This window comes from Paenibacillus sp. 8b26, assembly GCF_050626875.1.
GTDB lineage: Bacteria > Bacillota > Bacilli > Paenibacillales > Paenibacillaceae > Paenibacillus.
Genome location: NZ_CP192445.1, coordinates 1,449,024 through 1,472,760 on the forward strand (window position 1 = coordinate 1,449,024; position 23,737 = coordinate 1,472,760).

The following is a 23,737-nucleotide window of genomic DNA, read 5'->3' on the forward strand; positions in this document are numbered from 1 at the left end:
TTACTCGTCCCCCATCAGCATTTGATCAATCGTCGAACCTTGCGTCACCATCGGATATACATTCTCTTCCTTGCTGACCACAAACTCGACAACGACCGGTCCGGGTGTATCAAGCGCCTCCTGCCAAGCCCGACGTGCCTCTTCCTTATTCGTAGCACGCAGTCCTTTTACGCCGTATGCCTCAGCCAGTTTCACAAAATCCGGGCTTCCGGCCAGATCAATATGGCTATAGCGATTGTCATAGATCAATTCCTGCCATTGTCGAACCATCCCCAGCACCTGATTGTTGATAATTACGATTTTGACCGGGATGTTATTGATTGCACAAATGGCCAACTCCTGCGAACACATCTGCATACCGCCGTCTCCGTTAATGGAAATAACCAGTCTGTCGGGATTTGCCATCTGAGCGCCGATCGCAGAAGGGAAACCAAATCCCATCGTACCTAGTCCACCGGATGTTACCCATGAGCGCGGCTGATTGAATTTATAATACTGCGCCGCCCACATTTGATGCTGACCCACGTCCGTCGTTACGATTGCGCCGCCTTTGGTCGTTTCATCCAGCAGCTCGACAACCCATTGTGGCTTAAGCACTGTATCCGAATCCTTATAAGAATAAGGCTTCTCATTTTTCCATTGTTGAATTTGAGCTCTCCATGCATCCGCTCGATTCGCGCGTTTCACATCCTGATTCAGCAATTCCAGTACCGCTTTCACATCGCCTACAATCGGAATGTCTGTCGGTACGTTTTTACCGATTTCAGCAGGATCGATATCAATATGGACGATTTTGGCGTGAGGAGCAAAGCCGTCCAGCTTGCCTGTCACCCGGTCATCAAAGCGGGCACCGATACAGATTAGCAAATCCGACTGTTGAATCGCCAGATTGGAGGTGTACGTTCCGTGCATCCCCGGCATTCCCGTCCACAGTTCATGACCACTTGGGAAACCGCCCAATCCCAGCAATGTTGTCGTAATCGGAATTTCCGTTTTGCGAACAAACTCGTAAAGTGCCTCATGTCCGCCGGAGTATACAACCCCGCCACCTGCCAGAATAAATGGGCGTTCCGCTTCAGCAATAGCCTGAGTCAGCTTGTCTAGCTGAATTTTGTTTGGTAATACCTTCGGGTTATAACCTCGCATGGTTACAGGTCCCGTTTGCGGAACAAATAGCGTTTGGGCTGCCGATATATCCTTCGGAATATCAATCAGTACCGGACCCTTGCGGCCCGTATTGGCAATATGGAACGCCTCATGAATGATTCGCGGCAGATCCTCTACATCTCTTACTAGATAGCTGTGCTTCGTAATCGGCATCGTGATTCCCGTGATATCGGCTTCCTGGAAAGCGTCCGTGCCGATCAGGGAAGATACAACGTTACCCGTGATGACCACTAACGGCACCGAGTCCATAAAAGCCGTCGCAATGCCGGTTACCAGGTTGGTTGCTCCAGGTCCGGAAGTCGCGATACAGACGCCGACTTTACCGCTGGCACGTGCGTAACCATCTGCCGCATGAATGGCTCCCTGCTCGTGACGGGTGAGGACATGCTTGAAATCCTCAAAGCCGTACATGGCATCATAAATGTAAAGCACTGCACCACCAGGGTATCCGAAGACACAATCTACTCCCTCCAGCAACAGGCTACGGAGCAAAATTTCCGAACCTGTAATCACTTCAGGTTTCATCCACTTTTCACGTAATTCATCGGTTGACCGAACTTCAGGAATTTGTGCACTCATTGGTCATCCTCCTTTACATAATTTACATACATCTGACATTTGTAAAAACAAAAAAACCTTCCATCCCTAGAACAGACTTGCTGTTACTGAGGGACGAAAGGCTGTAGCTTCCGTGGTACCACCCGTATTTGCCCGATATTTCGCAATATCGAACCTTGGCAGGTACAGAAATCACAAAGGATCTCCATATCTGGCGTCTGTAACGTAGACCGTACGATTTTCCCTAATAGGTGATTCAGCGCACCGCTAAATATCATCGGGCCCAAATACTTTTCAGGAAAACAGCTCCAAGGTGAGCTCGTTAAAAAGGGATTTTGGTGAAGCTTGCAGCTAATGCCTCACTCTCTGAACAAAAGAGCCCTAATCACTTCGTCCTTTTCATTGCCGTTGAGTTCATGTCATTCTTTCAAATGTTTAGACACATTATATGTCCCCCGTCTGGGATAGTCAATACCCAGATTTCATAAAAATTTATGTTTTTTCTCCGGGGTACCTCTGAGTCGCACGCTTCCATGAGGTATCCGCATATTATAAAAAAGACCACACGGCGAGACTGTGCGCACCTCCAAAGCTGCGTCTTGCCTTGCTAAAAGGGTGGAAAAGGAGGCCCGCTTATGATCCGCAAACGCAGCGCTCAGGATGACCGCATGATCCTTCGACTGATCGAGCAAGAGCTTGTTCCCCTATCGCATTTAAGCGCACAAGAAATGGATCAAATTCGTAAAGAATTACCCCGGCGCTTAAACCGGGGCATCACTTTTGTCGCTTGCAGGCCGGATAATGCGCAGCCTGTCGGCTTCATTCATGTCATGCTGCATGGAGAGCTGCTATATATTGATTTGATCGCAATCTCTTCGTCTCAACAAGGCCAGCGCTACGGAAAAAAACTGCTGGAGCATGCCGAGCAATACGGACGTCTACGACGCTGCAAGCGGGCAAAAGTCATGGTAGACGAAGACAATATCCGTGGAATCCGCTTTTATCTGCGTAACCATTACCAAATGCTACGATACGTCTCCCTGAGCAGATGCCATGAACTTGAAAAGGCATTGTGAAAATGTACCTCCTACATCTCAAAATTCCATTAGCCTAGAATACATTGGGGTAAGACGGATAACCTGCTCCGGGGTATCCCCCATCTGTATATGGGCCGTACTGAGGGGTACCGTATCCCGGACCGCCATATCCTGCTCCCCCATAACCTGCTCCGTAACCGCCATATGCACCAACGTAAGGAGCTGTGCCGATGGCAAGCAAATCGAACAGCACCAAGGGAATAATTGCCTTTGTCTTTACCTTTTTCTTGCGATCGGGCTGAAGAATCAGTCGGTTACCCGAAATGCGAATCAGCTTGCCGCTGACCTGGGAACCATCCTTGCGAGTAGCCAGAATGACTTTGCCGACAAGCTTCTCCACCTGCTTTCTGGTTACTGCCTGTTTCATCGTATTTCCTCCTTCTTTCTCAACGGATGGACAGATTGAACGGCTCCTTGATAGCTCACCGCCACCACAAAACAGACTGGAGCTGACAGGGGCCGAGCGTTCATCCAATCTGCATAGCACAGTCTATTCCATCCATGCCAGAAGCGTATGTTTGAATGCCTGCACAACCTAAAAAAATCCGGCACCTGCGAATGCAGATACCGGATTTGCGAACAAATGCAATTTTCAGATTTCAAGACAAACAGCTTTTAACTGCCCATGTAAAATTAGCGCTTGCTTGGATCATAGAGCTGACCCAAAGCAGCGGGAGCACGCGAGCGCCCTACAGCCACTACCAGCACAATAATCGTCAGCAGATATGGCAGCATAAAAATAATTTCCTGGGGAATACTTTGCGACCATGCGAACAACTGCACATAGTTGCGAATGGCCTGAGAAAAGCCAAAAAACACAGCTGCGCCAAAAGCGCCGAGCGGGTTCCATTTTCCGAAAATCATAGCGGCAATGGCAATATATCCTTGACCAGATACCGTATTATGCGAAAACATATTTGTCGTCGTCAAGGTGATCGTAGCTCCGCCAATACCAGCCAACGCGCCGCTGATCATGACCCCGATATAACGCAGTCGATTTACCTTGATACCAACGGTATCCGCAGCGCCCGGATGCTCTCCGACAGAACGCAAACGCAAGCCGAACGGCGTTTTATACAATGTAAAATATCCAATAATGACTAATAATATGGCCAAATAGGTCGTTGGATAGGCTTGGAAAAAGGCTTTTCCTAAAATCGGAATATCTACTAGATAGGGAATGGATATTTCGCTAAACCCCTGAATTCGCCCAGTATCGCCATCACCCTCAAATAAAAGCTTAACCATGTATAGCGTACTGCCTGCCGCCAAAAAGTTGATAACAATCCCGCTAATGACCTGATCGGCTTTAAACGTAATCGAGGCTACAGCATGAATCAGCGAAACCAGAATGCCGAATACCGCCGCCGACAGCACACCTACCCAAGCGGCAGAGGTTCCCCCCAGCCCTGCTTGTTCCGCATAAAATCCGCCTACACCCGCCGCAAACGCCCCGAACACCATAAGACCTTCCAGCCCGAGGTTCGTCACACCGGATTTTTCCGAAAAAACTCCGCCGAGAGACGCAAATATAATCGCCGTCGCAAAAACGAGCGTTGTATGGATTAATTCACCAAGTGTTAACCAACTCATTTTACAACACCTTCTCTTTCTTCCGCTTGGAGTAGAGCGGCTTCACAACCCAACGTACAATTCCCTGGGCTGCAATAAAGAAAATAATCGAGCCGATGACAATCCGAATAATTTCGGGCGGCACATCCGCGCTAAAGCTCATCCCCGCAGAACCATACGTAAGCGTTCCGAACAAAACAGAGCCAAGCAGCACACCGAACGGATTATTCATCCCAATGAGCGCCACCGCGATACCATCAAAGCCGGTTCCCGGCGATCCTGCCATGACGGATTGATAATGGAATACCCCCAGCACTTCAAAGGCACCCGCCAGTCCGGCAAAAACACCACTAATGAACATCGCTTTTACGATGTTGCGATTCACATTCATACCTGCATAGCGGGATGCATCCTGATTAAATCCGACAGCACGCAACTCGTAGCCCTGCTTGGTTTTCCACATGAAAATATAGAAAAATACCGCCGCCAGCACAGCAATGACCGTCCCCCAATGAACCCGGGCATTTCCCATCATCTGTGACAGCCATTCAATCGAAATCGAAGCGGAAGGCTGAATATCCACGGAACGATTTTCACCCTGCAGGAGTGCAAACTGGTTAATCACCAGGTTAGCCAAATACAGACCAATCCAGTTCATCATAATGCAGGTGATAACCTCATTAACGCCACGCTTGGCCTTCAAATAGCCAGCAATTGCAGCCCATAGACCACCGAATACCGCCCCGGCAATGATCGCCAGCGGCGCATGTATAATAGCAGGCAGTCCATGCAGCTTGATGCCCACAATCGAAGCAGCCGTCATACCCACCAGAAATTGACCTTCACCGCCGATGTTAAACAATCCGGCACGAGCCGCAAAAGCAAATGCCAATCCCGTCAAAATCAGTGGAGTCATTTCACGGATAGCCTCACCAAAGTTGTATGAGTCTCCGTACACACGGCTAAATAGTGCAGAATACGCCACAATGGGATCGTAGCCGCCAATCAGCATCACGACAGCACCCAGAAGAAGACCCAAAATAATAGAGACCAGCGCCAGAACAAAGGAGTCTTTTGTAAATATTTTCAATAGGTTAGCCATTCTCTACTCCTTTCTTCACTGCACTTCCGGCCATCATCAGTCCCAATTCCTGATCATTCGTTTCTTCCGGCAGCACTTCCCCAACAATCTTGCCCTCATAGATAACAGCAATACGGTCAGATACATTCATAATTTCATCCAGCTCAAAGGAAATGAGCAATACTGCTTTACCTTGATCCCGCTGGGCAATCAGTTGTTTCTGGACAAACTCAATCGCTCCAACATCCAACCCACGTGTAGGCTGGGCCGCAATGAGCAGGTCAGGGTTTTTATCGATTTCACGCGCAATGATTGCCTTTTGCTGATTACCGCCGGATAACGCTCTTGCCTTGGTATGAATATCCGGTGTTCTCACATCAAATTTCTCAATGAGACTTTTCGCCTGCTTATCAATAGCCTCTTTGTTCAAAAAGCCGTTTTTACTGTAAGGAGCCTGATAGTACGTCTCCAGAACCATGTTTTCGCTCATGGAAAAATCGAGTACCAACCCGTGCTTATGCCGGTCCTCCGGGATATGCGAAACGCCTGCCTCTGAAATTTTACGTGGCGACTGATTCGTCATTTCTTGTCCAAGCAATCGGATGTGCCCGCCATCGACCTTACGTAAACCAGTCAAAGCTTCAATCAGCTCACTCTGTCCATTGCCATCTACTCCGGCGATTCCTAAAATCTCACCTGCCTTGACTTGCAGGTTCAGCTCATTCAGAACACTAATACCATCCTTGTTTTTAGAGACCACATGGCTCATTTCCAGGACGGTTTGTCCCGGCTTCGCAGGCTGCTTGTCCACTTTAAAGGACACACGGCGGCCTACCATTTTCTCCGCCAGATCATTTGGAGTCGTTTCCGATGTCTTGACCGTATCTATGACCTGACCCCGGCGAATAATCGTAACTGTATCTGCAATTTGCATGATTTCTTTAAGTTTATGAGTGATAAGAATAATGGACTTGCCTTCAGCTACCAGACGCTTCATAATGTCCAGCAGCTCAATGATTTCCTGTGGAGTCAACACCGCTGTTGGCTCGTCGAAAATCAGGATATCTGCGCCACGGTAGAGCGTTTTGATAATTTCCACACGCTGCTGCATGCCGACAGATATATCTTCAATTTTGGCATTCGGATTCACCTGAAGTCCGTACTGCTCAGACAACCGCTGTACTTCGGCAGCAGCCTTTTTATAATTGATTTTCAGACCTTTGCGTGGCTCCGAGCCCAGGACAATATTTTCGGTGACAGTAAACGGCTGCACAAGCTTAAAATGCTGATGCACCATGCCAATACCCAGATCAATCGCCTTATTTGGGCTATCAATCTGTACTGGTTTCCCACCGATTTCTATCGATCCTTCATCCGGCTGATACAGTCCGAAAAGAATATTCATAAGCGTAGATTTACCCGCACCATTCTCACCCAAAAGGGCATGAATTTCTCCCTTTTGCAGCTTGATGCTGATGGAGTCGTTGGCAACGATGCCGGGGAATCGTTTTGTAATTTGCTTTAACTCAACGACGGGGGTCGCTGCATCCATGAGATCACCCTTATACACTTTATAGTATGTGCTCCAATGAGCTGATTTACCGTTATGATCTGTATAACTCCAGACGTAAGAACAAGGCTAGTCTTATGAACCAGCCTTGTCGCCACCTTTATTTATCTTGCAAGCCAAATCTTATTTCGAAGGAACTGTAATTTCGCCCTTAATAATTTTTTGCTTGTATTGTTCTACGAGATCAAGCACGTCTTTAGGAACATTTTTACTGGAAGTATCCGCCAAGCCAATTCCGTTATCTTTCAGAGCCAGCGTTTCGATACCGCCCTTAAATTTACCGTCGATAACTTCCTGGGATACGCGTTTTACGGCTTCATCCACACGTTTGACCATTGAAGTCAACGTTACGTCGTCACCAAACTCAAGCGATTGGTCTTTGTCTACACCGATAACCCATACTTGCTGACCTTGTTGCTTCCGTGCGAGCGCTTCGTTAAATACGCCTGTACCTGATCCGCCAGCTGCGTGGAAAATAATGTCCGCACCGCTGTTGTAGATCGTTGCAGCCGCCGCTTTACCCAGATCCGGCTTATCAAACGCACCTGTGTAGTTTACTTCCAATTTTGCATTTGGATTTACTGCTTTAATACCCGCTTCGAAGCCTTTTTCAAAACGTTTGATCAGCGGGCTATCTTGTCCACCCACAAAACCGATTTTGTTTGTTTTGGTGAGTTTACCAGCTACAACTCCCACCAGGAAGGAACCTTCATTTTCAGCAAAAACAACCGATTTTACATTAGGCGCATCTACGACACTATCGATGATCGCCAGATTTTTGTCCGGGTTGTCTTTCGCTACTTGTCCAATCGCATTCGCCAGATTAAAACCAATACCCCAAGTCAGGTTAAAACCGCCCTTAACAAATTGGTTCAGGTTAGGAATATAATCTTGATCCGATTTACTTTGCAGGTATTTAGCCTTGGTACCTGTTTCTTTTTCAATGGCTTGCAATGCTTCCCATGCAGATTGGTTAAACGATTTGTCATTTACTCCACCCACATCTGTAACCATGCCGATTTGGACATTCGATGTTTTGGCAGAACCACCTGTATCTCCGCCACTTGCGTTGGACGCGCCTTGATTTTTGTTACCGCAGCCTGCGAGAATGACTGAGATCGCTAGCAGCATAACCAAAGACATACTGAACATTTTCTTCATGCTGATACTGTTCCCCCTTAGTGTTAGATCCCTGGACTGTCTCTTTTCTCTGAAAATGGACACGTCATACATGCCATTTACTGTCGAGACAGATCGTACAGAAGACTTACTTTAGAGATTATACAATTATGATCGACTAAAATCTAGATGATTAATAACCTTGGGTCAATTTTTTTTGAAATCCTATCAATGTAAGCGCTATACCTATTGCAAAATCCATACATTCTGTCATCATACGTCATGTTTATTCGTATTTTGAATAATTTGGACTTTTTTCATTTCGTTAAGTATGTACAAAAAAAGGCATCCCTACACAGCATACTGCTCGGGATACCTTTTCAACCACTTTCGAGGTTTCAACGCCTTCATTTCAATAATTAAGCGTTGATTTTGCCTTTAGCAACAATTGCCAAAGAGTTGAACGCATTGATATCGTTGACTGCAAGATCAGCCAAGATTTTGCGGTTAATGTCCACACCAGCCAATTTCAGGCCGTGCATCAGTTTGCTGTAAGACAAACCGTTCAAACGAGCTGCTGCATTGATACGCACGATCCACAGTCTGCGGAAGTTACGTTTCGTCTGACGACGGTCACGGTATGCGTAAACAAGCGATTTCATTACCTGCTCGTTAGCTGTTTTAAAAATGCGGTGTTTGGAACCAAAATAACCTTTAGCAAGCTTCAATATTTTTTTATGACGACGACGAACGACGAATCCGCCCTTTACTCTTGCCATATCAAAAGACCTCCCAAATAATGTTTATGCTTAATTCATTGCCGTGCTGTGTGCTATTTCAGGTTAGCAAGGCCTTGTTTCAGACGCTTAACGTCCCCAGGTGCCATCTCAGGGTTAGTACCCAGAACGCGTTTTGCACGTTTGGATTTGTGGGAAAGCAAGTGGTTTTTGTAAGCTTTGTAACGCATTACTTTACCAGTACCAGTAATCTTGAAGCGGCCTTTGAGGCTGCTATGTGTTTTCATTTTAGGCATTGAACTTCCTCCTTAATTTGTCATTGACTCTTTGGAGCCAATATCATAATCATGCTGCGTCCTTCGAGCTTGGGTTGGCGCTCCACGGTACAAAGATCAGCAACTTCCACTTTCACACGCTCGAGAATTTTTTGACCCACATTAGCATGGGTAATTTCCCGACCACGGAAACGAACGGAGCATTTCACCTTGTCCCCTTCATTCAGGAACTTAACCACATTGCGAAACTTGGTCTGGTAGTCATGCTCCTCGATGTTGGAACGGAACCATACCTCTTTGATGTCAACGATCTTCTGGTTTTTACGGGCTTCCTTTTCTTTCTTCTGTTGCTCATAGCGGAATTTTCCGTAATCCATAATCCGACACACGGGCGGCTTCGCTTGAGGCGCCACGTTCACGAGATCCAAGTTTGCGTCAATCGCCATTTGCAGAGCTTCACGAGTCGGTGTAATCCCGATTTGTTCCCCGTTAGCACCAACCAGACGTACTTCTCTCACCCGAATCTCATCATTGATCATATGTTCCTTACTAATAACCCTCCACCTCCAGAACCTGTTATTGTTGTATTGTGTTAAAGCACAAAAAAGGGATGACGACTATACAGCCGACATCCCTGTCTGATACTCAATTCATCATGAAAGTTCAATTCACAAATCATTGGATCAAGACCAGCCGGCAATACCGGACAGGTGAGAAGTCGGACCTTCTACTTGTTAATCCATACTTTTCATTTAACATACTTGAACATCATATCACGCAACTCTCCAGAGTGTCAATACATTTATTCAAAACGGTCGACACTTGGGGTCGCGATACACTAAATTCCTAATCTGTATTAGCCCTGCTTGCTTTGAACTTCTTCCAGCCGAACGACACGCGTATGCTGGGTGTGGCTCCATTGCTTGTTGTTTTGCGTAAAGAACGCATAGAACGTAATCGGATACCACGAAATCAGATAGACAGGGAACAGCAGCAAATAAAGATATACTTTTTTGAACGTGACCTTTTCCAGGATCATCGCGATCAAAAAGGTGGTAATATTCAGACCAACAGCTATAACACCGGTCCAAGCCGGAAATTGTACATAGATATTTTCGATATTAGGTCCACCAAATAACGCAATGTCTACCCACATTGCTACTGTCATCAAGAAGGTAAGCAGTACGATATACACGTTCAGACCATAAAGAGCCATATCGAATTTGATCAGGCTTCTATGCTTGATGCTCTGCCACAGCAACGGGAAGAAATAACGGCGAGCGACTGTAAAGTGACCCTGCATCCACCGCAGACGTTGTCTGGAGGAAGCTTTAAAAGTCAACGGCTTCTCGTCATATACCTTGGCATCATAATTAAATCTTGGATATACGTTGCGTTGTGTGCAGCGCATGGTGAACTCCAAATCCTCTACCAGACTCGTCGCACCCCAACCCATTTCCTTGAGCAGATTCGTTTCAAAGCACATGCCTGTACCACCAAGGAAGTTAGCCATGTTCAGGTTGTGACGTGACAACTGCCACAAACGGTTGATGTACCAGTAAGATACTCCGTATGCCGCAGTAATCCATGAATCCTCAGGATTCTTCGTATCAATGTATCCTTGAATAACACGGGCACCTGTGCACAAATCGTTGTTCATTTCACTCAAGAAATTCGTATGTGCCAAATTGTCAGCATCAAACATGACAATCGCATCATATTGACGTGGCATAGCCCACAACTCCTTGAGCATCCACTCAATGGCATAGCCTTTACCACGCAAATTCGGATTCGTACGTTCACAAGCATTCATGCCGTGAGCGCGAACGATGTCCGCCGTCTTGTCCGTGCAGTTATCACAAATAACGAATACATCGTACAGTTCCTTTGGATAATCAAGTTGCTTCAAGTTCTCCATCAATGCTCCAACAACCTGTTCCTCGTTGTGGGCAGCGACCAAAATGGCAAATGATTTTTCCGGAGCTGCATGCTCTTTTCTTTTTTTGCGAACCAGACCGAACAAGGAGAATGCAAATTGATAGGCCGCGATCAGCGCCAGTATAATCTGGAACGTCACGAAAATGGCGTCTAACATAATCTCTTGTTACCCCCTTTTTTTATACCCCTTTAAAAATCTTGCGTTTATTTGTTTTCTATCTGTGTAGCGCAAGTTGCGGCGCTTTGCGCGCCTTTTTTGTAGTTTTTGACCCGACCCTTGCTTTTTTCATTAGCTGTGCGCAGCCCCCTTTTGGCTGACACAGGAATGCCATTACGATTTTCGTTGGTTTTCAATCTTTTGTCAAAGCCTTTAAACTGGTCTCAGCAGCAAAAAAACACGACTAACTCCCGTTTAAACCAGGAATGCGACGCTGAGCCTTTCATTCATGACGGTAGGTCTTATTTTCATCCATTTGCTAACTTTTTATTTCTTTAGTCCCTCCTTTTTGTGGGCCATTTAACAGCCACTTCTAAATACTCTATCGTATTAGACGGATGAACGCAAAGAAAGTTATACAATTTAACTTATATTCCATTAACATTTTTGTGTAGAATTGAACCAGACAAGTGGTGATTCTTGAAATGAGCAGCGTTTAAAAATATGATGAGAGCAAGAGAATAATTACTTATCGCCTGATTCTGTCCAAGTGATTCAAAATATTTGCCGACCAACCCGGCCGGCAACCGGAGGAAACCAAATGCAACGTCTAGTCGTAAAGCTTGTAAATCTGGAGAAGCAGTTGTTCAAATGGATCAACGGGCGCTTACACAATCGTTTTTTGAACTTCTGGCTTTATTATCTTACACATCTGGGTGGGGCGACCTTTACAATCACCTCCACACTGCTTGTATGGCTGCTCGCTCCGCTTCCATGGAAGGAATCCGGTATGAAGGGGGCTATCGCGCTCGGAGTCAGCCACATCCCTGTAGCCATCGCCAAGAAGCTATACCCGCGGATTCGTCCTTACCTGGCACTGCCAGATACGAATACGTTCCGTAATCCCCTGTCGGATCATTCTTTTCCTTCAGGGCATACAACTGCAATTTTTTCAGTGACCGTTCCTTTTATGTTACAGTCGCCCATACTTACACTTCTTTTGCTGCCTGTCGCGCTGATTGTGGGATTTTCAAGAATTTACTTGGGGCTTCACTATCCTACGGACGTACTCGCAGGAGCGGTCATCGGCACATCTGCGGCAATAGGGACGGTTGCATTCTGGCCTTAAAGCCGATATGGTATGATTGAGAACATCCCAGCAGGAACAGGTGAAATGAGAGTGGCTAAAAAACGAGTGTTATTATTATCGGAAGGTTTCGGTGCCGGACATACTCAAGCTGCGTACGCGCTCTCAAGCAGTTTGCGCAAGCTTTCTCCGAATGTGCAGACCAGAGTGCTGGAATTGGGGAGCTTTTTAAATCCGAGAATGGCTCCGCTCATTATTACAGCGTACAAGAAGACTATCATATCGCAGCCTCGCCTGATCGGAATGGTTTACCGTCATCAGTATAAAAAATCATTAAACCGTCTTACAACGCTCGCTTTGCATCGTCTGTTCTACACACAGACCCGTAACATTCTCCGGCAGCTTCGTCCTGATTTGGTGGTATGCACTCATCCCATCCCAAGTGCGGTGATTTCACGTTTGAAGCGCTTGGGCGTTCATGTCCCGCTTTGTACCGTCATTACAGATTACGATGCGCATGGAACATGGATCAGTCCCGAGGTTGACCGGTACTTTGTATCTACGCCTGAGGTCATGCGCAAATTGCGCGTACGTGGAGTGCCTATGTCGAAAATTCAAGTCACGGGTATTCCGGTTCATCCAAATTTCTGGGAGCATCCGGGGCACGACGAAATACGGGACCAATTCGGTCTTAAGCCGATACCCACCGTGCTCGTTATGGGCGGCGGCTGGGGTCTGATGAACGATGAAGTTATTCATCGCTCGCTTACCCATTGGAGAGAAAACATTCAATTTATTTTTTGTCTGGGTCATAATGATAAAATTCGTCGTAAAATGCAGATGGACCCCCGCTTCGATCATCCGAATATTCATATTTTCGGGTTTACGCGGGAAATCGACAAATTAATGGAGATATCGAATCTGCTTATTACCAAGCCCGGCGGAATGACATGCACCGAGGGGCTGGCAAAAGGGATTCCGATGTTGTTTCACAAACCTCTCCCCGGACAGGAAGAAGAAAATTGCCAATACTTTACGGCTCAAGGCTTCGGAGAACCGATTACTTCGCTGGATGTTGTCGTTAAATGGATGAACCGGCTGTTACACGAATTTCCGGAAATCGTTCGCAAGCGACAGGATCACGTTCATAATGTAGCGCGATATTATCCTCTTCAGAGTGCACAAAGTATTTTGGATATACTGGAACCAAACAGGGTGCTTTCCTAAAAAGGAAGCACCCTGTTTTATATTTATCATTTTCCATACTTCTCAAGGCGGATTTTCTCATACTGTTCCAATGCATCTTTGCCGATCAGCACCTCGACACGATGGATGTTCATACCTTTGCCCATAAATTTATTTTCATATTCGGTCATGACATGCTCTTCATTAATACCATCACGATGAAGGTTCAACGATATATTCGTCATTTGCAGACCACTATCAGCAAACGAATTCAGTGAGAACTCAAACAGCGTCTCCGAATCGGTTTTGAAATGAATTTGCCCCTTGCTGTTCAAAAGCTGACGGTACTTGTCCAAAAAGCGCGGATGCGTCAAACGACGACGCGCGTGTTTGGCTTTAGGCCACGGATCGCTAAAATTCAAATAAATGCGTTCAATTTCCCCAGGTTCAAAAACATTTTCAATCTGTTCAATGTTCGCCAGCGCCAATTTGATATTAGGCGGCGTATCCACCTCTGTATCACTCCAGGCCAGACGTGACTTTTCTGCTGCACGACGCACCAGCTCGTCGTACATATCAAAGCCAATATAGTTGATTTCCGGATTCCGATAGCTCATTTGGCTGATAAACCGACCTTTGCCCATGCCGAACTCCACATGAATCGGACGATCATTGCCAAAAAGCTGCTGCCACTTTCCTTTATACTGTCCTGGCTCCAAGATGACCAGGTCCTGCTGTTCTTCCAGACTTTCCCGTATTCCTTTTCTTCCGCGTAAACGCATGTTACTCCTCCATATGCTCTGTTATCAAGGAAAAAGGAATTTCACCCCCGCTTGAAGATACGGAAATGAAATTCCTTTTTCAATATATTTGGATTGGGGTCCAACTAATTTAATTGTTCATAGTCTACCCCATCAGCAGGTGAAAAATCAATCGTCTTTTGGCAAGCGGCTCTGATTTTTTGACGTGCGGCCGTTCCAATCTGGCGGTCCTGCCCAAAACGGACACCGGTTAGCGCCAATGCCTCATCAAAGGTTAACTCAACAGTAACTTTATCCATACGCGTTTTATCCTGCGTACTCATAAAAGATCACCTCACGGGTTATTAGTGATGGAACCGACGTGCATTTACCCTAAAGCAGGCGATAGAAGCAGCACAGCTGCCCTGAAAAATAATCATTAGTCGATGGTTAACTTTTATTTTCAGGATCGAAAACAGTCCTTTTATAATATGTCTGGTACCGCTTACAATATAACACATGGTGTAATCTTTTTCAATCCTGAATCCAATAAAATCCGCACTTTCTCCTGTCTTTCGCTATCAAGTGATTCCCAATTCCGACTGATTTTTGTTACAATAGGGTGATCGCAAAAAAAGGAGTACACCCATGAAAACAGATTTGTTGCCTGCTCCTCTCCTGTGGGGAGATAAACGGTTCCATACGTGGAATTACGAAATGCGCGAGCAATTTCAAAATAAAGTGTTTAAAGTCATGCTGGATGCGGGTTTTACCTGTCCGAACCGGGATGGTTCAATTGCCAAAGGAGGCTGCACCTTTTGCAGCGCACGGGGATCTGGTGATTTTGCAGGACGCCGCCGGGACGATCTGGTCACCCAATTCAATGCGATTCGGGATCGACAGCATCTAAAATGGCCAAATGCCAAATATATCGGCTATTTTCAAGCCTATACGAATACGTATGCCCCGGTTGAGGAGCTGCGCGAATACTTCGAGGTGATTCTGGAGCAGCCTGGCGTTGTCGGCCTTTCCATTGCTACACGTCCCGATTGCCTGCCTGACGATGTAGTGGATTACCTTGCCGAGCTGAACGAGCGCACATACCTGTGGATCGAAATGGGCCTGCAAACTGTCCATGAATCCACCTCGGAGCTGATTAACCGCGCGCATGACACTCAATGCTACCTGGATGCGGTGGAAAAGCTGCGCAAGCGCAATATCCGCGTGTGCGCGCACATTATTTACGGACTGCCGCAGGAAACGCATGAAATGATGCTGGACACAGGTCGCGCAGTGGCGGCTATGGATGTGCAGGGCATCAAAATCCACCTGCTGCATCTCATGCGCAAAACGCCGATGGTCAAGCAGTATGAAGCCGGATTGCTACGTTTTCTGGAAAAAGATGAATACGTCAAGCTGATCGTCGATACACTGGAATTCTTGCCGCCTGAAATGATCGTCCATCGGTTGACCGGGGATGCACCCCGCGATTTGCTGATGGGACCGATGTGGTCGCTCAAAAAATGGGAAGTGCTTAACGCCATTGACGATGAGCTAAAATCACGTGAAACGTGGCAAGGTAAGTATTGGAGGCAGCCTTAAATGGGCTTCCTGTCTGTTTTGAGTTACGCACATCAATTGGTAGCTGCGCGAGTCCAGCCGGGCGATATCGCTATAGATGCCACAGTTGGCACTGGAGCGGATACGCTTTTCCTAGCTAAGGCTGCCGGAAGACGGGGACGCATCTACGGCTTCGATATCCAGCAGGAGGCGTTGCAACTCGCTCGTCGTCGGCTGAACGAAGACGAATCCCCCTCACTGGCGGAGGTATCGCTATTGCTGCAAGGTCATGAGCAGATGCGGGAAGCCGTTCCCGACAAGCTGCATGGCAAAGTCGCTGCGGTCATGTTTAATCTCGGCTACTTGCCCTCTGAAGGCGCTGATCCATCTGTTATCACGCATACGGACAGTACACTCACCGCTCTTGATGCGGCACTGTATCTGCTGCGTCCGCGCGGTATTTTGACCGCCGTACTGTATCCGGGGCACGCCGGGGGTGGCGAGGAAGCGGAAGCTGTCCTTCAATGGGCTTCCGCCCTCCTGGTATCCAGCGGTCAAAGTATTATTTATCGCCAACTACAGCGAGCCGCTTCGCCCTACATAGTAGCGGTTGAAAAAAAATAATATCTACTTTTTTATTGCATATTCAGGTTATGAGCGGCTTTTTTAGTCGCCTTACATATATCTTTTTTGATCGTCGTACGGGCTATTCATCCCAGTTTTATTGCCCCAACGGCACGTTTCTGTTTCCCTATTCTGTTAGGTCGCACTCATTACTCATTATGGAGGAGAGAAATTATGCTAAAGCCATACCCGCTGCAATTTCAACCTGAGTTCAAAGAGAGAGTTTGGGGAGGACGAGCCTTGGAACAATTCGGTTTGACCCCGCCGGAAGGGCATATTGGTGAAGGATGGATGATTGCCGATCATCCAAATGGAACCACAACGGTCATCAATGGCGAGCTGGCTGGCAAAGGACTGGATGAAATTCGCGAAACCTACGGGCAGGGCTGGCTCGGGGCCAAGGGCGTATCGGAAAAAGGCGGACGTTTTCCGCTTCTGATCAAGCTGCTGGATTGCAATGACGATCTGTCCGTTCAAGTGCATCCGACAGATGATTATGCAGGACTTCCAGCCGGAGAGCTGGGAAAAACCGAAATGTGGTACGTGCTTGATGCCAAGCCGGATGCTAAAATTATTTACGGTCTGACCGAGGGCGTGACCCGGGACAGCCTGCGTACCGCTCTTGAAAGCGGAGACATCCTGGGCAGCTTGCGTCAGGTTCCTGTCGAGGCTGGCGACACATTCTTCATCCCTGCTGGAACCGTACATGCGCTGTGTGCAGGCGTTGTTGTTGCTGAAATTCAGCAAAATTCAGATACCACCTATCGGTTATATGACTACAACCGTCCTGGTCTGGATGGTAAGCCCCGTGAGCTGCATATCGAGGACTCCCTCAATGTGACCTCTTACGAGGGGGCTGGTGCAACAACGATGAAGACAGGTGATTTGCAGCCGGGTGAATGGCTTCAACTCGCAGCCTGTGAGTATTTTGTCGTGGAAAAGGGTATCGTAGAGGGAAGCTGGGCGCTTTCTACAACTGGTGACAGCTTTACCATTCTCGTGATTTGCGAAGGTAGCGGTACATTAACGTGGGACAATCATTCGGCCTCTCTCTCCTGCAAAGCCGGAGATTGCTTTCTGTTACCCGCCAATCTGGGCGGGTACACGCTGAATGACGGAATGACTGTCCTTAGATCTTATCTTCCTTAAAGCTTAAAGGGTGTGTTGTCTAATCATGCGGGAATATACCTTCACCATCGCTGAAAATGACGGAACGGAGCTTTTTGCCTACCGCTGGCTACCGGATGAGCATACGCCCGTGCGGGGAATCGTTCAGATTTCGCACGGGATGTGCGAGACGTCCCACCGCTATATTCGCTTGGCTGAGAAGCTTACAGCTTCCGGCTACGGTGTATATGCCAACGATCATATCGGCCACGGACGTACCGCTGGTGATCCAGATAAACTTGGCATGCCGGGAGCGGATGCATTCAAACGAATGGCAAGCGGTATGCTGGAGCTGGGCGAAATTGCGGCCAAGGAGTTTCCGGATCGGCCTCGTTTTTTGCTCGGTCATAGTATGGGGTCCTTTTTAACCCAAAAAATCATGTATGATGACAGGCAACAGTATCACGGGTTTATTTTATCGGGAACGAACGGGCGGCGCGGTCTGCTGAAACTTGGAGAGCAAGTTGCCCTGCTGCAAGCCAAACTGCAAGGAATGGATCACCGCAGCATACTGCTCAACGCTATGGTCTTCGGCGGATTTAATCGGGCCTTTCGTCCGGTACGGACGGCGTTCGACTGGCTATCCCGCGATCCCGAGGAAGTAGATCAATTCGTGCATGATCCGTTATGCGGAGCCATCTGCACGACAGGCTTTTTTCTGGATTTTTTCCGGCTTTTGCAGGAAATCCATTGGCCCTCCTCACTCGAAAAAATCAATTCCAAACTGCCAGTCTATATTTTTGCCGGGGACCGTGATCCGGTGGGGTTGTTCGGTAAAGGCGTTCTATCGCTGGTGGATATGTATAGAAGTCTGAAGCTTCAGGATGTAGAATATCGTCTCTATCCTGACGGCCGACATGAGATGCTGCATGAAACGAACCGCAACGAGGTCATGAACGATATCGTGGATTGGCTGGATCGTCATGTCAACACAGCAGCGACTTCCGTTTCTGTTATGTCTGGAGGCTCTGAGACATCCGGTTGATCCGCTTTGTCCAGGTCATCCTCGCTGGAATAAAAAAGGAACCTTCAAAACCACGATTATAGTGGACTTGAAGGTTTCTTTTTTGTGTTTACTTTTTACTTTGAGGTTATGTTCAAAATTACCATGCATTCCGTTCTCTTAGGGAAGTAATATGAGCTATATGATGTTTGCCATGCCAGGCATAGATGCCGATGTTTCGTTCCAGGCGAATCGTCTGACCCGATTCCGGATGGATAAACGTTCGGTGTAATTGATCAGCCCCCAGCGAACGCAACACAACCACCCACCGTTCATGCAGCCCTTCCAGCAATTGCAGAGAAGGCTCGAGCGGAAGCTCCCTTGCATCCGGTATTTCGGCCCAACGTCCCTCATCATATGGCTTAATCGTGGGTGTATCCTCTGTTAGCGCCAGCTTGAAGCGAACATAACTGTTCATATGGCTGTCTGCCAGATGATGAACAACCTGCCGAACCGTCCAGCCGCCTTCGCGATAAGGCGTGTTCAACTGTTGTTCATCCAGCCCTTCCACCGCCTGACGAAGCTGAGAAGGCAGTTCAGCAATATCTTGAGTCCATGCCACAAGCTGTTCTTCTGTAATCGTATCTGGAACGACAAATGGCCCAATCGGGTAGCGCAAATCATGATCCAAAACAGTCCCCACCCTTCTCTGCATCTGAGTATCCTGTTACCTGTAATCTTATGTTTTAACTATGCAGGAAAAAAAGCAGACCCGCAAGAGCCTGCTTCTTCATAGACGTAAAAATTAAATACAACTGTTGGTGTATTTTATCCTTCCAGCAACAGCGATTCCGGATCTTCCAGCAATTCTTTGACCGTTACCAGGAAGCGAACCGCTTCGCTACCATCAATAATCCGGTGATCATAGGACAACGCGATGTACATCATCGGACGATTTTCCATACGTTCCTCGTCAATGGCAATGGGGCGAAGCTGGATTTTATGCATTCCCAAAATACCCACTTGCGGTGCGTTCAGGATTGGCGTAGACAGCAGGGAACCGAAAATACCTCCGTTGGTAATGGTAAAGGTTCCACCTTGCAGATCCGCCAGAGAAAGCGAATTGGAACGTGCTTTGCCAGCCAGCTCTGCAATGCTCTTCTCAATTTCGGCAAAGCCGAGACGATCAGCATCCCGTACAACAGGTACAACCAGCCCTTCCTTCGCAGATACGGCAATCCCGATATCATAGTATTTTTTCAGTACGATATCATCGCCGTTAATTTCCGCATTCACAGTAGGGAACCGCTTGAGCGCGCCGACCACTGCCTTTGTAAAGAAGGACATAAAGCCCAGCCCTACATCGTGCTTCTCCTTGAACTTATCTTTGCGGCGTTTGCGAACATCAAGAATGGCGGTCATATCCACTTCATTAAAGGTCGTGAGCATAGCGGCCGTTTGCTGTGCCTCAACGAGACGCTTGGCAATGGTTGCTCTGCGGCGGGACATGCGCTGACGTTCCACCGGCTTGCTGTACTCTGTCTGAGACGCCGCCGCAGGCTTATTCGCAGCAGGAGTCGCAGGTGCAGGTGATGCAGCTCGCGAGACATCAGCGCTATTTGCATGCGTTTTAACGTCCTCCTGGAACACGCGCCCAAGCGGATCCTTCCCCTGTACCTGCTCCAGATCAATTCCACGCTCACGTGCCAGCTTCCGGGCAGAGGGAGATGCCGTCTGACCGTTCCCGTCACCGTTGGATGCAATAGGCTGTGCGGCCTGCTCCGCTGCTGGTGTGCCGCCTGCTGTGGAAGCGGGCGAAGTGGCTACAGACGATGCTTCCGGCACTTTGGTCGCTGCTGCTTCTCCGGCACCGGATGGCTCTGCGTTACCACTCCCACTGCCGCTTCCAATCAAGCCAACTGCTTCACCGATAACTACCGTTTCCCCTTCCTGTCGAAGGATTTTCTGGACTACACCCGCTTCTTCTGCACTAATTTCCAGATTGACCTTATCGGTTTCCAGTTCCAGTAGAACATCTCCCTGTCCTACGGAATCCCCTTCCTTCACAAGCCATTTGGAGATTGTTCCTTCCGTGATGGATTCTCCCATTGCTGGCACTAAAATATCGCTCACAGCCGCTACCTCCCAAGTGTAATATTGTTTTTGGAATCCTGCTTCAACGCTGATTGAATAATTCGCTGCTGCTCTAGGCTGTGTACTTGCTGATAACCACTCGCCGGGCTGGAACGATCCGGTCTGCCTGCGTAGCGAATTTCCGCTCCTTGTGGCACTACATTCCGCAGACGAGGCTCGATGTAACTCCAGGCACCCATGTTTTTCGGTTCTTCCTGTGCCCATACGAATTCCTTAACATATTGAAAGCGGCTGAAAATATTCCGAATTTCCTCTTCCGGGAAAGGATACAACTGCTCGACGCGAATGATGTGCAGACGGTCCTCCGCTTCAGCCTTGTCCTTCTCCAACGCCTCTTCCAGATCAATAGCAATCTTGCCACTGCACAGTACAATCCGCTCGACACGATCCGGGCGCGCACCCAATCCGGGCTGCTCCAGCACGGGACGGAATGTTCCTTCGCTGAACTCGGAAGCAGGCGAAGCGACACGGTTGTTACGAATAAGGCTTTTCGGCGACATCATCACAAGCGGACGAGCTTCCTCACTTTCGCTTAATGCAGCCTGACGGCGCAGCAGATGGAAATACTGCGAGGCACTGCTCAAGTTAGCGACAGTCCAGTTATTTTGTGCAGACAGTTGGAGAAAACGCTCCAGACGTGCGCTTGTATGCTCCGGTCCTTGTCCTTCACTACCATGAGGCAACAGCATCACCAGACTGGATTTCTGTCTCCATTTGGCGCGACCAGCGGAAATGAACTGGTCGAAAATAACCTGCGCACAGTTGGCAAAATCACCGAATTGCGCTTCCCAAATCACTAACGTTTCAGGAGAGTACACGTTATAGCCATATTCAAAGCCAAGAACAGACGCCTCGGACAACGGACTGTTATGAATACTGAACGAAGCACGTGCTTCCGGCAAAGTGTGCAGAGGGCAATGCGTATTGCCGGTTTCAGGCTCATGCAGCACGAGGTTACGGTGAGCAAAGGTTGCCCGCTCTGCATCCTGACCTGTCATACGAATCGGTTTTCCATCGGCCAGAATTGTAGCCAAAGCCAGCGTTTCCGCCAAGCTCCAATCTACCTTTTCGCCATCGTTCAGAGCCGTTTTTCTGCGCTGTAGAATACGATCCAGCTTCGGATATACCTGAAAGTCTTTCGGCCATTTCAGCAGGTTTTCATTGATCTGGCGCAGCTTTTTCAGCTCTATTGCTGTACGAACCACAGAATCCTGACCCCGTTTTGCCTTGGTAGGAGCAATTTTCGGCTCCTCTTCCGGGTTATTCTTCACATGCTCGTGGGCTTCCTTCAATCGATTTTGCACCTTATCGATAAGCCCAGCATTGTACGCTTCATCCACAATTCCTTGCTTAATCAGGATTTGAGCGTACAATTTGCTAACCGTTGGATGGTTTTTCACCTTGCTATATACCAGCGGCTGCGTTGTTTCCGGATCATCCGATTCATTATGACCGTAACGGCGGTAGCCGATCAGATCAATCAGGAAATCCTTCTTGAAACGGTTGCGATATTCACCAGCCATTCGAGCTGCTGCAATACACGCTTCGGGATTATCCGCGTTCACGTGTACGATCGGAATTTCATAGCCTTTGGCCAGATCGCTTGCATAGCGAGTCGAACGTGAGTCCACGCTTTCCGTTGTAAAGCCCAAACGATTGTTAACAATAATATGAACCGAGCCGCCATTACGGAAACCGCGCAAATTCGTGAAATTGAGTGATTCGGCCACGATGCCTTCACCTGGAAAAGCCGCATCGCCATGCATGATAATGGTTGCCGCCTTGCTGACATCCAGCTTCGGATAGCCTGCTTCCCTGCGATCCTCCTGCGCTGCGCGGGAAAAGCCCTGCACGACCGGATTCACGTATTCCAGATGACTCGGGTTATTCGCCAATGTCAGACGGGCCTGTACCGCTTCCCCATCCTTTACAAAACGATCGGCACCCAGATGGTATTTTACATCTCCGGTCCAGCCGTAATTAATTCCTGTTGAGCCTTCCGACGGAATCAGATCCTTATTCGGAGAATGATGAAATTCAGAGAAAATCTTGCTGTAAGGCTTGCCCAGCACGTGGGCCAGTACATTCAGACGACCACGATGCGCCATCCCCATCAAGACGTGGCTTGCACCTGCATTCGTCGTAAGACGGATAATCTCGTCGAGTACCGGTACAAGGACATCATTACCCTCGATGGAAAAACGTTTCTGTCCGACAAACGTTTTATGCAAAAACTCTTCGAATTGCTCCACCTCTACCAGTCTGCCTAGCAATGCCTTGCGTTCCTGTGTGGTGAGTGGTTTGGAGGACCAGCCGGATTCAGCATAGCTGTTCAGCCAGCGGCGTTCCTCCTCATTATGAATGTGACTAAATTCATAGGCAATCGGGCCTGTGTATGCCACACGCAGACGTTGGATGGCTTCCCAGCCGTTAAGTGTTCCAGCAGGAGCGTTATCCCATATTAAAGAGGCCGGAAAAGCCTTTAGGTCCTGTTCAGTTAAACCGTAGGATGCCGGATCAAGCAAGCGAGTATCCTGCTCCGCATCCAGTTCCAGCGGGTCTATTTGTGCAGCCAAATGTCCGTATTCACGGATGTTCCACACCATTTTCCCGGCTGTAACCGCTTTCTGTAATGTGTTCGAATCAAGATGTCCCTGAGCGCTTGCCGGGGGGCCTTGCAATTTGTAGTCTATCATGGAAGCAGCCGAGTATTCGGATTGCGGCGGCTCACCCCATTGATCAAACAGCTCGCGGTAAGCCGGATCAACTGTTCCGGGGTCCGCTACATACTTTTCATACTGGTCCTGCACATAACCTAGATTAGGTCCATAATAACTCTGCCAAGGTACCTGTCTGCTGCTCTCTTCCATTGTCATCTCGTTCCCTCCGTCAAATTTTGAAATTCATAGCTGGACGGAAATCATTTTCATTTCAGTTTTTGCAAAATTCTCAATTTAAGTTGTTCACAATATGCTCACATTATATGAAATCCTTCATCAAAAGTCG

Annotated in this window: 22 protein-coding genes; 7 read left to right on the top strand and 15 right to left on the bottom strand. The window is 47.9% G+C overall.

Translation table 11 applies throughout. The features are described from left to right. A complete protein-coding gene (gene ilvB, locus ACQ4MX_RS06360; RefSeq protein ID WP_431089805.1) occupies positions 1 to 1,746 on the bottom strand; it encodes a biosynthetic-type acetolactate synthase large subunit in 1,746 nt (581 codons plus the stop codon). Between the two features lie 614 nt (positions 1,747 to 2,360). Here ilvB and ACQ4MX_RS06365 point away from each other — a divergent pair. Beyond that, positions 2,361 to 2,801, top strand: a complete 441-nt coding sequence (locus ACQ4MX_RS06365) for a GNAT family N-acetyltransferase (RefSeq protein ID WP_431089806.1) — start codon at positions 2,361 to 2,363, stop codon at positions 2,799 to 2,801. Positions 2,802 to 2,835: 34 nt separating this feature from the next. Here the strand turns inward: ACQ4MX_RS06365 and ACQ4MX_RS06370 are convergent, their stop codons facing one another. From ACQ4MX_RS06370 to ACQ4MX_RS06410, 9 genes are all read right to left on the bottom strand, one after another. After that, the gene (locus ACQ4MX_RS06370) at positions 2,836 to 3,189 is read right to left on the bottom strand and encodes a hypothetical protein (RefSeq protein WP_431089807.1); all 354 of its coding nucleotides are present in this window, start codon (positions 3,187 to 3,189) and stop codon (positions 2,836 to 2,838) included. Between the two features lie 266 nt (positions 3,190 to 3,455). Further along, entirely contained in the window at positions 3,456 to 4,415 is a 960-nt protein-coding gene (locus ACQ4MX_RS06375; protein ID WP_044646668.1) for an ABC transporter permease, read from the bottom strand. 1 nt (position 4,416) lies between these two features. Next, positions 4,417 to 5,496: an ABC transporter permease gene (locus tag ACQ4MX_RS06380; RefSeq protein ID WP_044646669.1), complete on the bottom strand. Its 1,080-nt coding sequence runs from the start codon at positions 5,494 to 5,496 to the stop codon at positions 4,417 to 4,419. Then, entirely contained in the window at positions 5,489 to 7,027 is a 1,539-nt protein-coding gene (locus ACQ4MX_RS06385; protein ID WP_431089808.1) for an ABC transporter ATP-binding protein, read from the bottom strand. Before ACQ4MX_RS06385 ends, ACQ4MX_RS06380 begins: the two co-directional genes overlap by 8 nt. Before the next feature lie 141 nt (positions 7,028 to 7,168). Beyond that, entirely contained in the window at positions 7,169 to 8,206 is a 1,038-nt protein-coding gene (locus ACQ4MX_RS06390; protein WP_044646671.1) for a BMP family lipoprotein, read from the bottom strand. 377 nt (positions 8,207 to 8,583) lie between these two features. Beyond that, entirely contained in the window at positions 8,584 to 8,943 is a 360-nt protein-coding gene (gene rplT, locus ACQ4MX_RS06395; protein WP_431089809.1) for a 50S ribosomal protein L20, read from the bottom strand. A gap of 53 nt (positions 8,944 to 8,996) precedes the next feature. Continuing rightward, positions 8,997 to 9,197, bottom strand: a complete 201-nt coding sequence (gene rpmI, locus ACQ4MX_RS06400) for a 50S ribosomal protein L35 (protein WP_013309379.1) — start codon at positions 9,195 to 9,197, stop codon at positions 8,997 to 8,999. A 20-nt stretch (positions 9,198 to 9,217) separates the two neighbouring features. Further along, entirely contained in the window at positions 9,218 to 9,715 is a 498-nt protein-coding gene (infC, locus tag ACQ4MX_RS06405; RefSeq protein WP_014280557.1) for a translation initiation factor IF-3, read from the bottom strand. A gap of 317 nt (positions 9,716 to 10,032) precedes the next feature. Continuing rightward, positions 10,033 to 11,271 (bottom strand): glycosyltransferase family 2 protein, encoded by a 1,239-nt coding sequence (locus ACQ4MX_RS06410; protein ID WP_431089810.1) that lies wholly within the window; start codon positions 11,269 to 11,271, stop codon positions 10,033 to 10,035. A gap of 601 nt (positions 11,272 to 11,872) precedes the next feature. Here ACQ4MX_RS06410 and ACQ4MX_RS06415 point away from each other — a divergent pair. Continuing rightward, entirely contained in the window at positions 11,873 to 12,400 is a 528-nt protein-coding gene (locus tag ACQ4MX_RS06415; protein WP_044646674.1) for a phosphatase PAP2 family protein, read from the top strand. A gap of 51 nt (positions 12,401 to 12,451) precedes the next feature. Then, positions 12,452 to 13,585, top strand: a complete 1,134-nt coding sequence (locus ACQ4MX_RS06420; protein ID WP_431089811.1) for an MGDG synthase family glycosyltransferase — start codon at positions 12,452 to 12,454, stop codon at positions 13,583 to 13,585. Between the two features lie 26 nt (positions 13,586 to 13,611). Here the strand turns inward: ACQ4MX_RS06420 and trmB are convergent, their stop codons facing one another. Then, positions 13,612 to 14,325: a tRNA (guanosine(46)-N7)-methyltransferase TrmB gene (gene trmB / locus ACQ4MX_RS06425; RefSeq protein ID WP_149095281.1), complete on the bottom strand. Its 714-nt coding sequence runs from the start codon at positions 14,323 to 14,325 to the stop codon at positions 13,612 to 13,614. A gap of 104 nt (positions 14,326 to 14,429) precedes the next feature. Beyond that, the gene (locus tag ACQ4MX_RS06430) at positions 14,430 to 14,627 is read right to left on the bottom strand and encodes a hypothetical protein (RefSeq protein WP_014280552.1); all 198 of its coding nucleotides are present in this window, start codon (positions 14,625 to 14,627) and stop codon (positions 14,430 to 14,432) included. A gap of 304 nt (positions 14,628 to 14,931) precedes the next feature. Here ACQ4MX_RS06430 and ACQ4MX_RS06435 point away from each other — a divergent pair, with 304 nt between their 5' ends. The 4 genes from ACQ4MX_RS06435 to ACQ4MX_RS06450 all read left to right on the top strand — a co-directional run bounded on the left by ACQ4MX_RS06435 (position 14,932) and on the right by ACQ4MX_RS06450 (position 18,619). Next, positions 14,932 to 15,885 carry a TIGR01212 family radical SAM protein gene (locus ACQ4MX_RS06435; protein WP_431089812.1) on the top strand — a complete coding sequence of 318 codons (954 nt, stop codon included), beginning with the start codon at positions 14,932 to 14,934 and terminating at the stop codon, positions 15,883 to 15,885. After that, positions 15,886 to 16,467, top strand: a complete 582-nt coding sequence (locus ACQ4MX_RS06440) for a class I SAM-dependent methyltransferase (RefSeq protein ID WP_431089813.1) — start codon at positions 15,886 to 15,888, stop codon at positions 16,465 to 16,467. 174 nt (positions 16,468 to 16,641) lie between these two features. Next, positions 16,642 to 17,616, top strand: a complete 975-nt coding sequence (locus tag ACQ4MX_RS06445; protein WP_431089814.1) for a type I phosphomannose isomerase catalytic subunit — start codon at positions 16,642 to 16,644, stop codon at positions 17,614 to 17,616. Between the two features lie 25 nt (positions 17,617 to 17,641). After that, on the top strand, positions 17,642 to 18,619 hold the full coding sequence (locus ACQ4MX_RS06450; protein WP_431089815.1) for an alpha/beta fold hydrolase: 978 nt from the start codon (positions 17,642 to 17,644) through the stop codon (positions 18,617 to 18,619). A gap of 118 nt (positions 18,620 to 18,737) precedes the next feature. Here ACQ4MX_RS06450 and ACQ4MX_RS06455 read toward each other — a convergent pair whose 3' ends face one another. The 3 genes from ACQ4MX_RS06455 to ACQ4MX_RS06465 form a co-directional block, all read right to left on the bottom strand. After that, positions 18,738 to 19,268, bottom strand: coding sequence for a YfiT family bacillithiol transferase (locus ACQ4MX_RS06455; protein WP_431089816.1), 531 nt, complete (start codon positions 19,266 to 19,268; stop codon positions 18,738 to 18,740). A 137-nt stretch (positions 19,269 to 19,405) separates the two neighbouring features. Further along, a complete protein-coding gene (gene odhB, locus ACQ4MX_RS06460; protein WP_431089817.1) occupies positions 19,406 to 20,710 on the bottom strand; it encodes a 2-oxoglutarate dehydrogenase complex dihydrolipoyllysine-residue succinyltransferase in 1,305 nt (434 codons plus the stop codon). A 5-nt stretch (positions 20,711 to 20,715) separates the two neighbouring features. Beyond that, positions 20,716 to 23,607 (bottom strand): 2-oxoglutarate dehydrogenase E1 component, encoded by a 2,892-nt coding sequence (locus ACQ4MX_RS06465; protein WP_431089818.1) that lies wholly within the window; start codon positions 23,605 to 23,607, stop codon positions 20,716 to 20,718. Positions 23,608 to 23,737: the final 130 nt, after the last annotated feature.

Bases quoted from the DNA above. Each gene is read 5' to 3' on its own strand.
- ACQ4MX_RS06435 (WP_431089812.1), top strand. From the start codon at position 14,932: ATGAAAACAGATTTGTTGCCTGCTCCTCTCCTGTGGGGAGATAAACGG.
- ACQ4MX_RS06450 (WP_431089815.1), top strand. From the start codon at position 17,642: ATGCGGGAATATACCTTCACCATCGCTGAAAATGACGGAACGGAGCTT.
- rplT (WP_431089809.1), bottom strand. From the start codon at position 8,943: ATGGCAAGAGTAAAGGGCGGATTCGTCGTTCGTCGTCGTCATAAAAAA.
- ACQ4MX_RS06465 (WP_431089818.1), bottom strand. From the start codon at position 23,607: ATGACAATGGAAGAGAGCAGCAGACAGGTACCTTGGCAGAGTTATTAT.
- ACQ4MX_RS06370 (WP_431089807.1), bottom strand. From the start codon at position 3,189: ATGAAACAGGCAGTAACCAGAAAGCAGGTGGAGAAGCTTGTCGGCAAA.
- ACQ4MX_RS06390 (WP_044646671.1), bottom strand. From the start codon at position 8,206: ATGAAGAAAATGTTCAGTATGTCTTTGGTTATGCTGCTAGCGATCTCA.
- ACQ4MX_RS06440 (WP_431089813.1), top strand. From the start codon at position 15,886: ATGGGCTTCCTGTCTGTTTTGAGTTACGCACATCAATTGGTAGCTGCG.
- ACQ4MX_RS06430 (WP_014280552.1), bottom strand. From the start codon at position 14,627: ATGAGTACGCAGGATAAAACGCGTATGGATAAAGTTACTGTTGAGTTA.
- ACQ4MX_RS06445 (WP_431089814.1), top strand. From the start codon at position 16,642: ATGCTAAAGCCATACCCGCTGCAATTTCAACCTGAGTTCAAAGAGAGA.
- ACQ4MX_RS06410 (WP_431089810.1), bottom strand. From the start codon at position 11,271: ATGTTAGACGCCATTTTCGTGACGTTCCAGATTATACTGGCGCTGATC.
- ACQ4MX_RS06380 (WP_044646669.1), bottom strand. From the start codon at position 5,496: ATGGCTAACCTATTGAAAATATTTACAAAAGACTCCTTTGTTCTGGCG.
- rpmI (WP_013309379.1), bottom strand. From the start codon at position 9,197: ATGCCTAAAATGAAAACACATAGCAGCCTCAAAGGCCGCTTCAAGATT.
- trmB (WP_149095281.1), bottom strand. From the start codon at position 14,325: ATGCGTTTACGCGGAAGAAAAGGAATACGGGAAAGTCTGGAAGAACAG.
- infC (WP_014280557.1), bottom strand. From the start codon at position 9,715: ATGATCAATGATGAGATTCGGGTGAGAGAAGTACGTCTGGTTGGTGCT.
- ACQ4MX_RS06415 (WP_044646674.1), top strand. From the start codon at position 11,873: ATGCAACGTCTAGTCGTAAAGCTTGTAAATCTGGAGAAGCAGTTGTTC.
- ACQ4MX_RS06385 (WP_431089808.1), bottom strand. From the start codon at position 7,027: ATGGATGCAGCGACCCCCGTCGTTGAGTTAAAGCAAATTACAAAACGA.
- ACQ4MX_RS06365 (WP_431089806.1), top strand. From the start codon at position 2,361: ATGATCCGCAAACGCAGCGCTCAGGATGACCGCATGATCCTTCGACTG.
- ACQ4MX_RS06375 (WP_044646668.1), bottom strand. From the start codon at position 4,415: ATGAGTTGGTTAACACTTGGTGAATTAATCCATACAACGCTCGTTTTT.
- ilvB (WP_431089805.1), bottom strand. From the start codon at position 1,746: ATGAGTGCACAAATTCCTGAAGTTCGGTCAACCGATGAATTACGTGAA.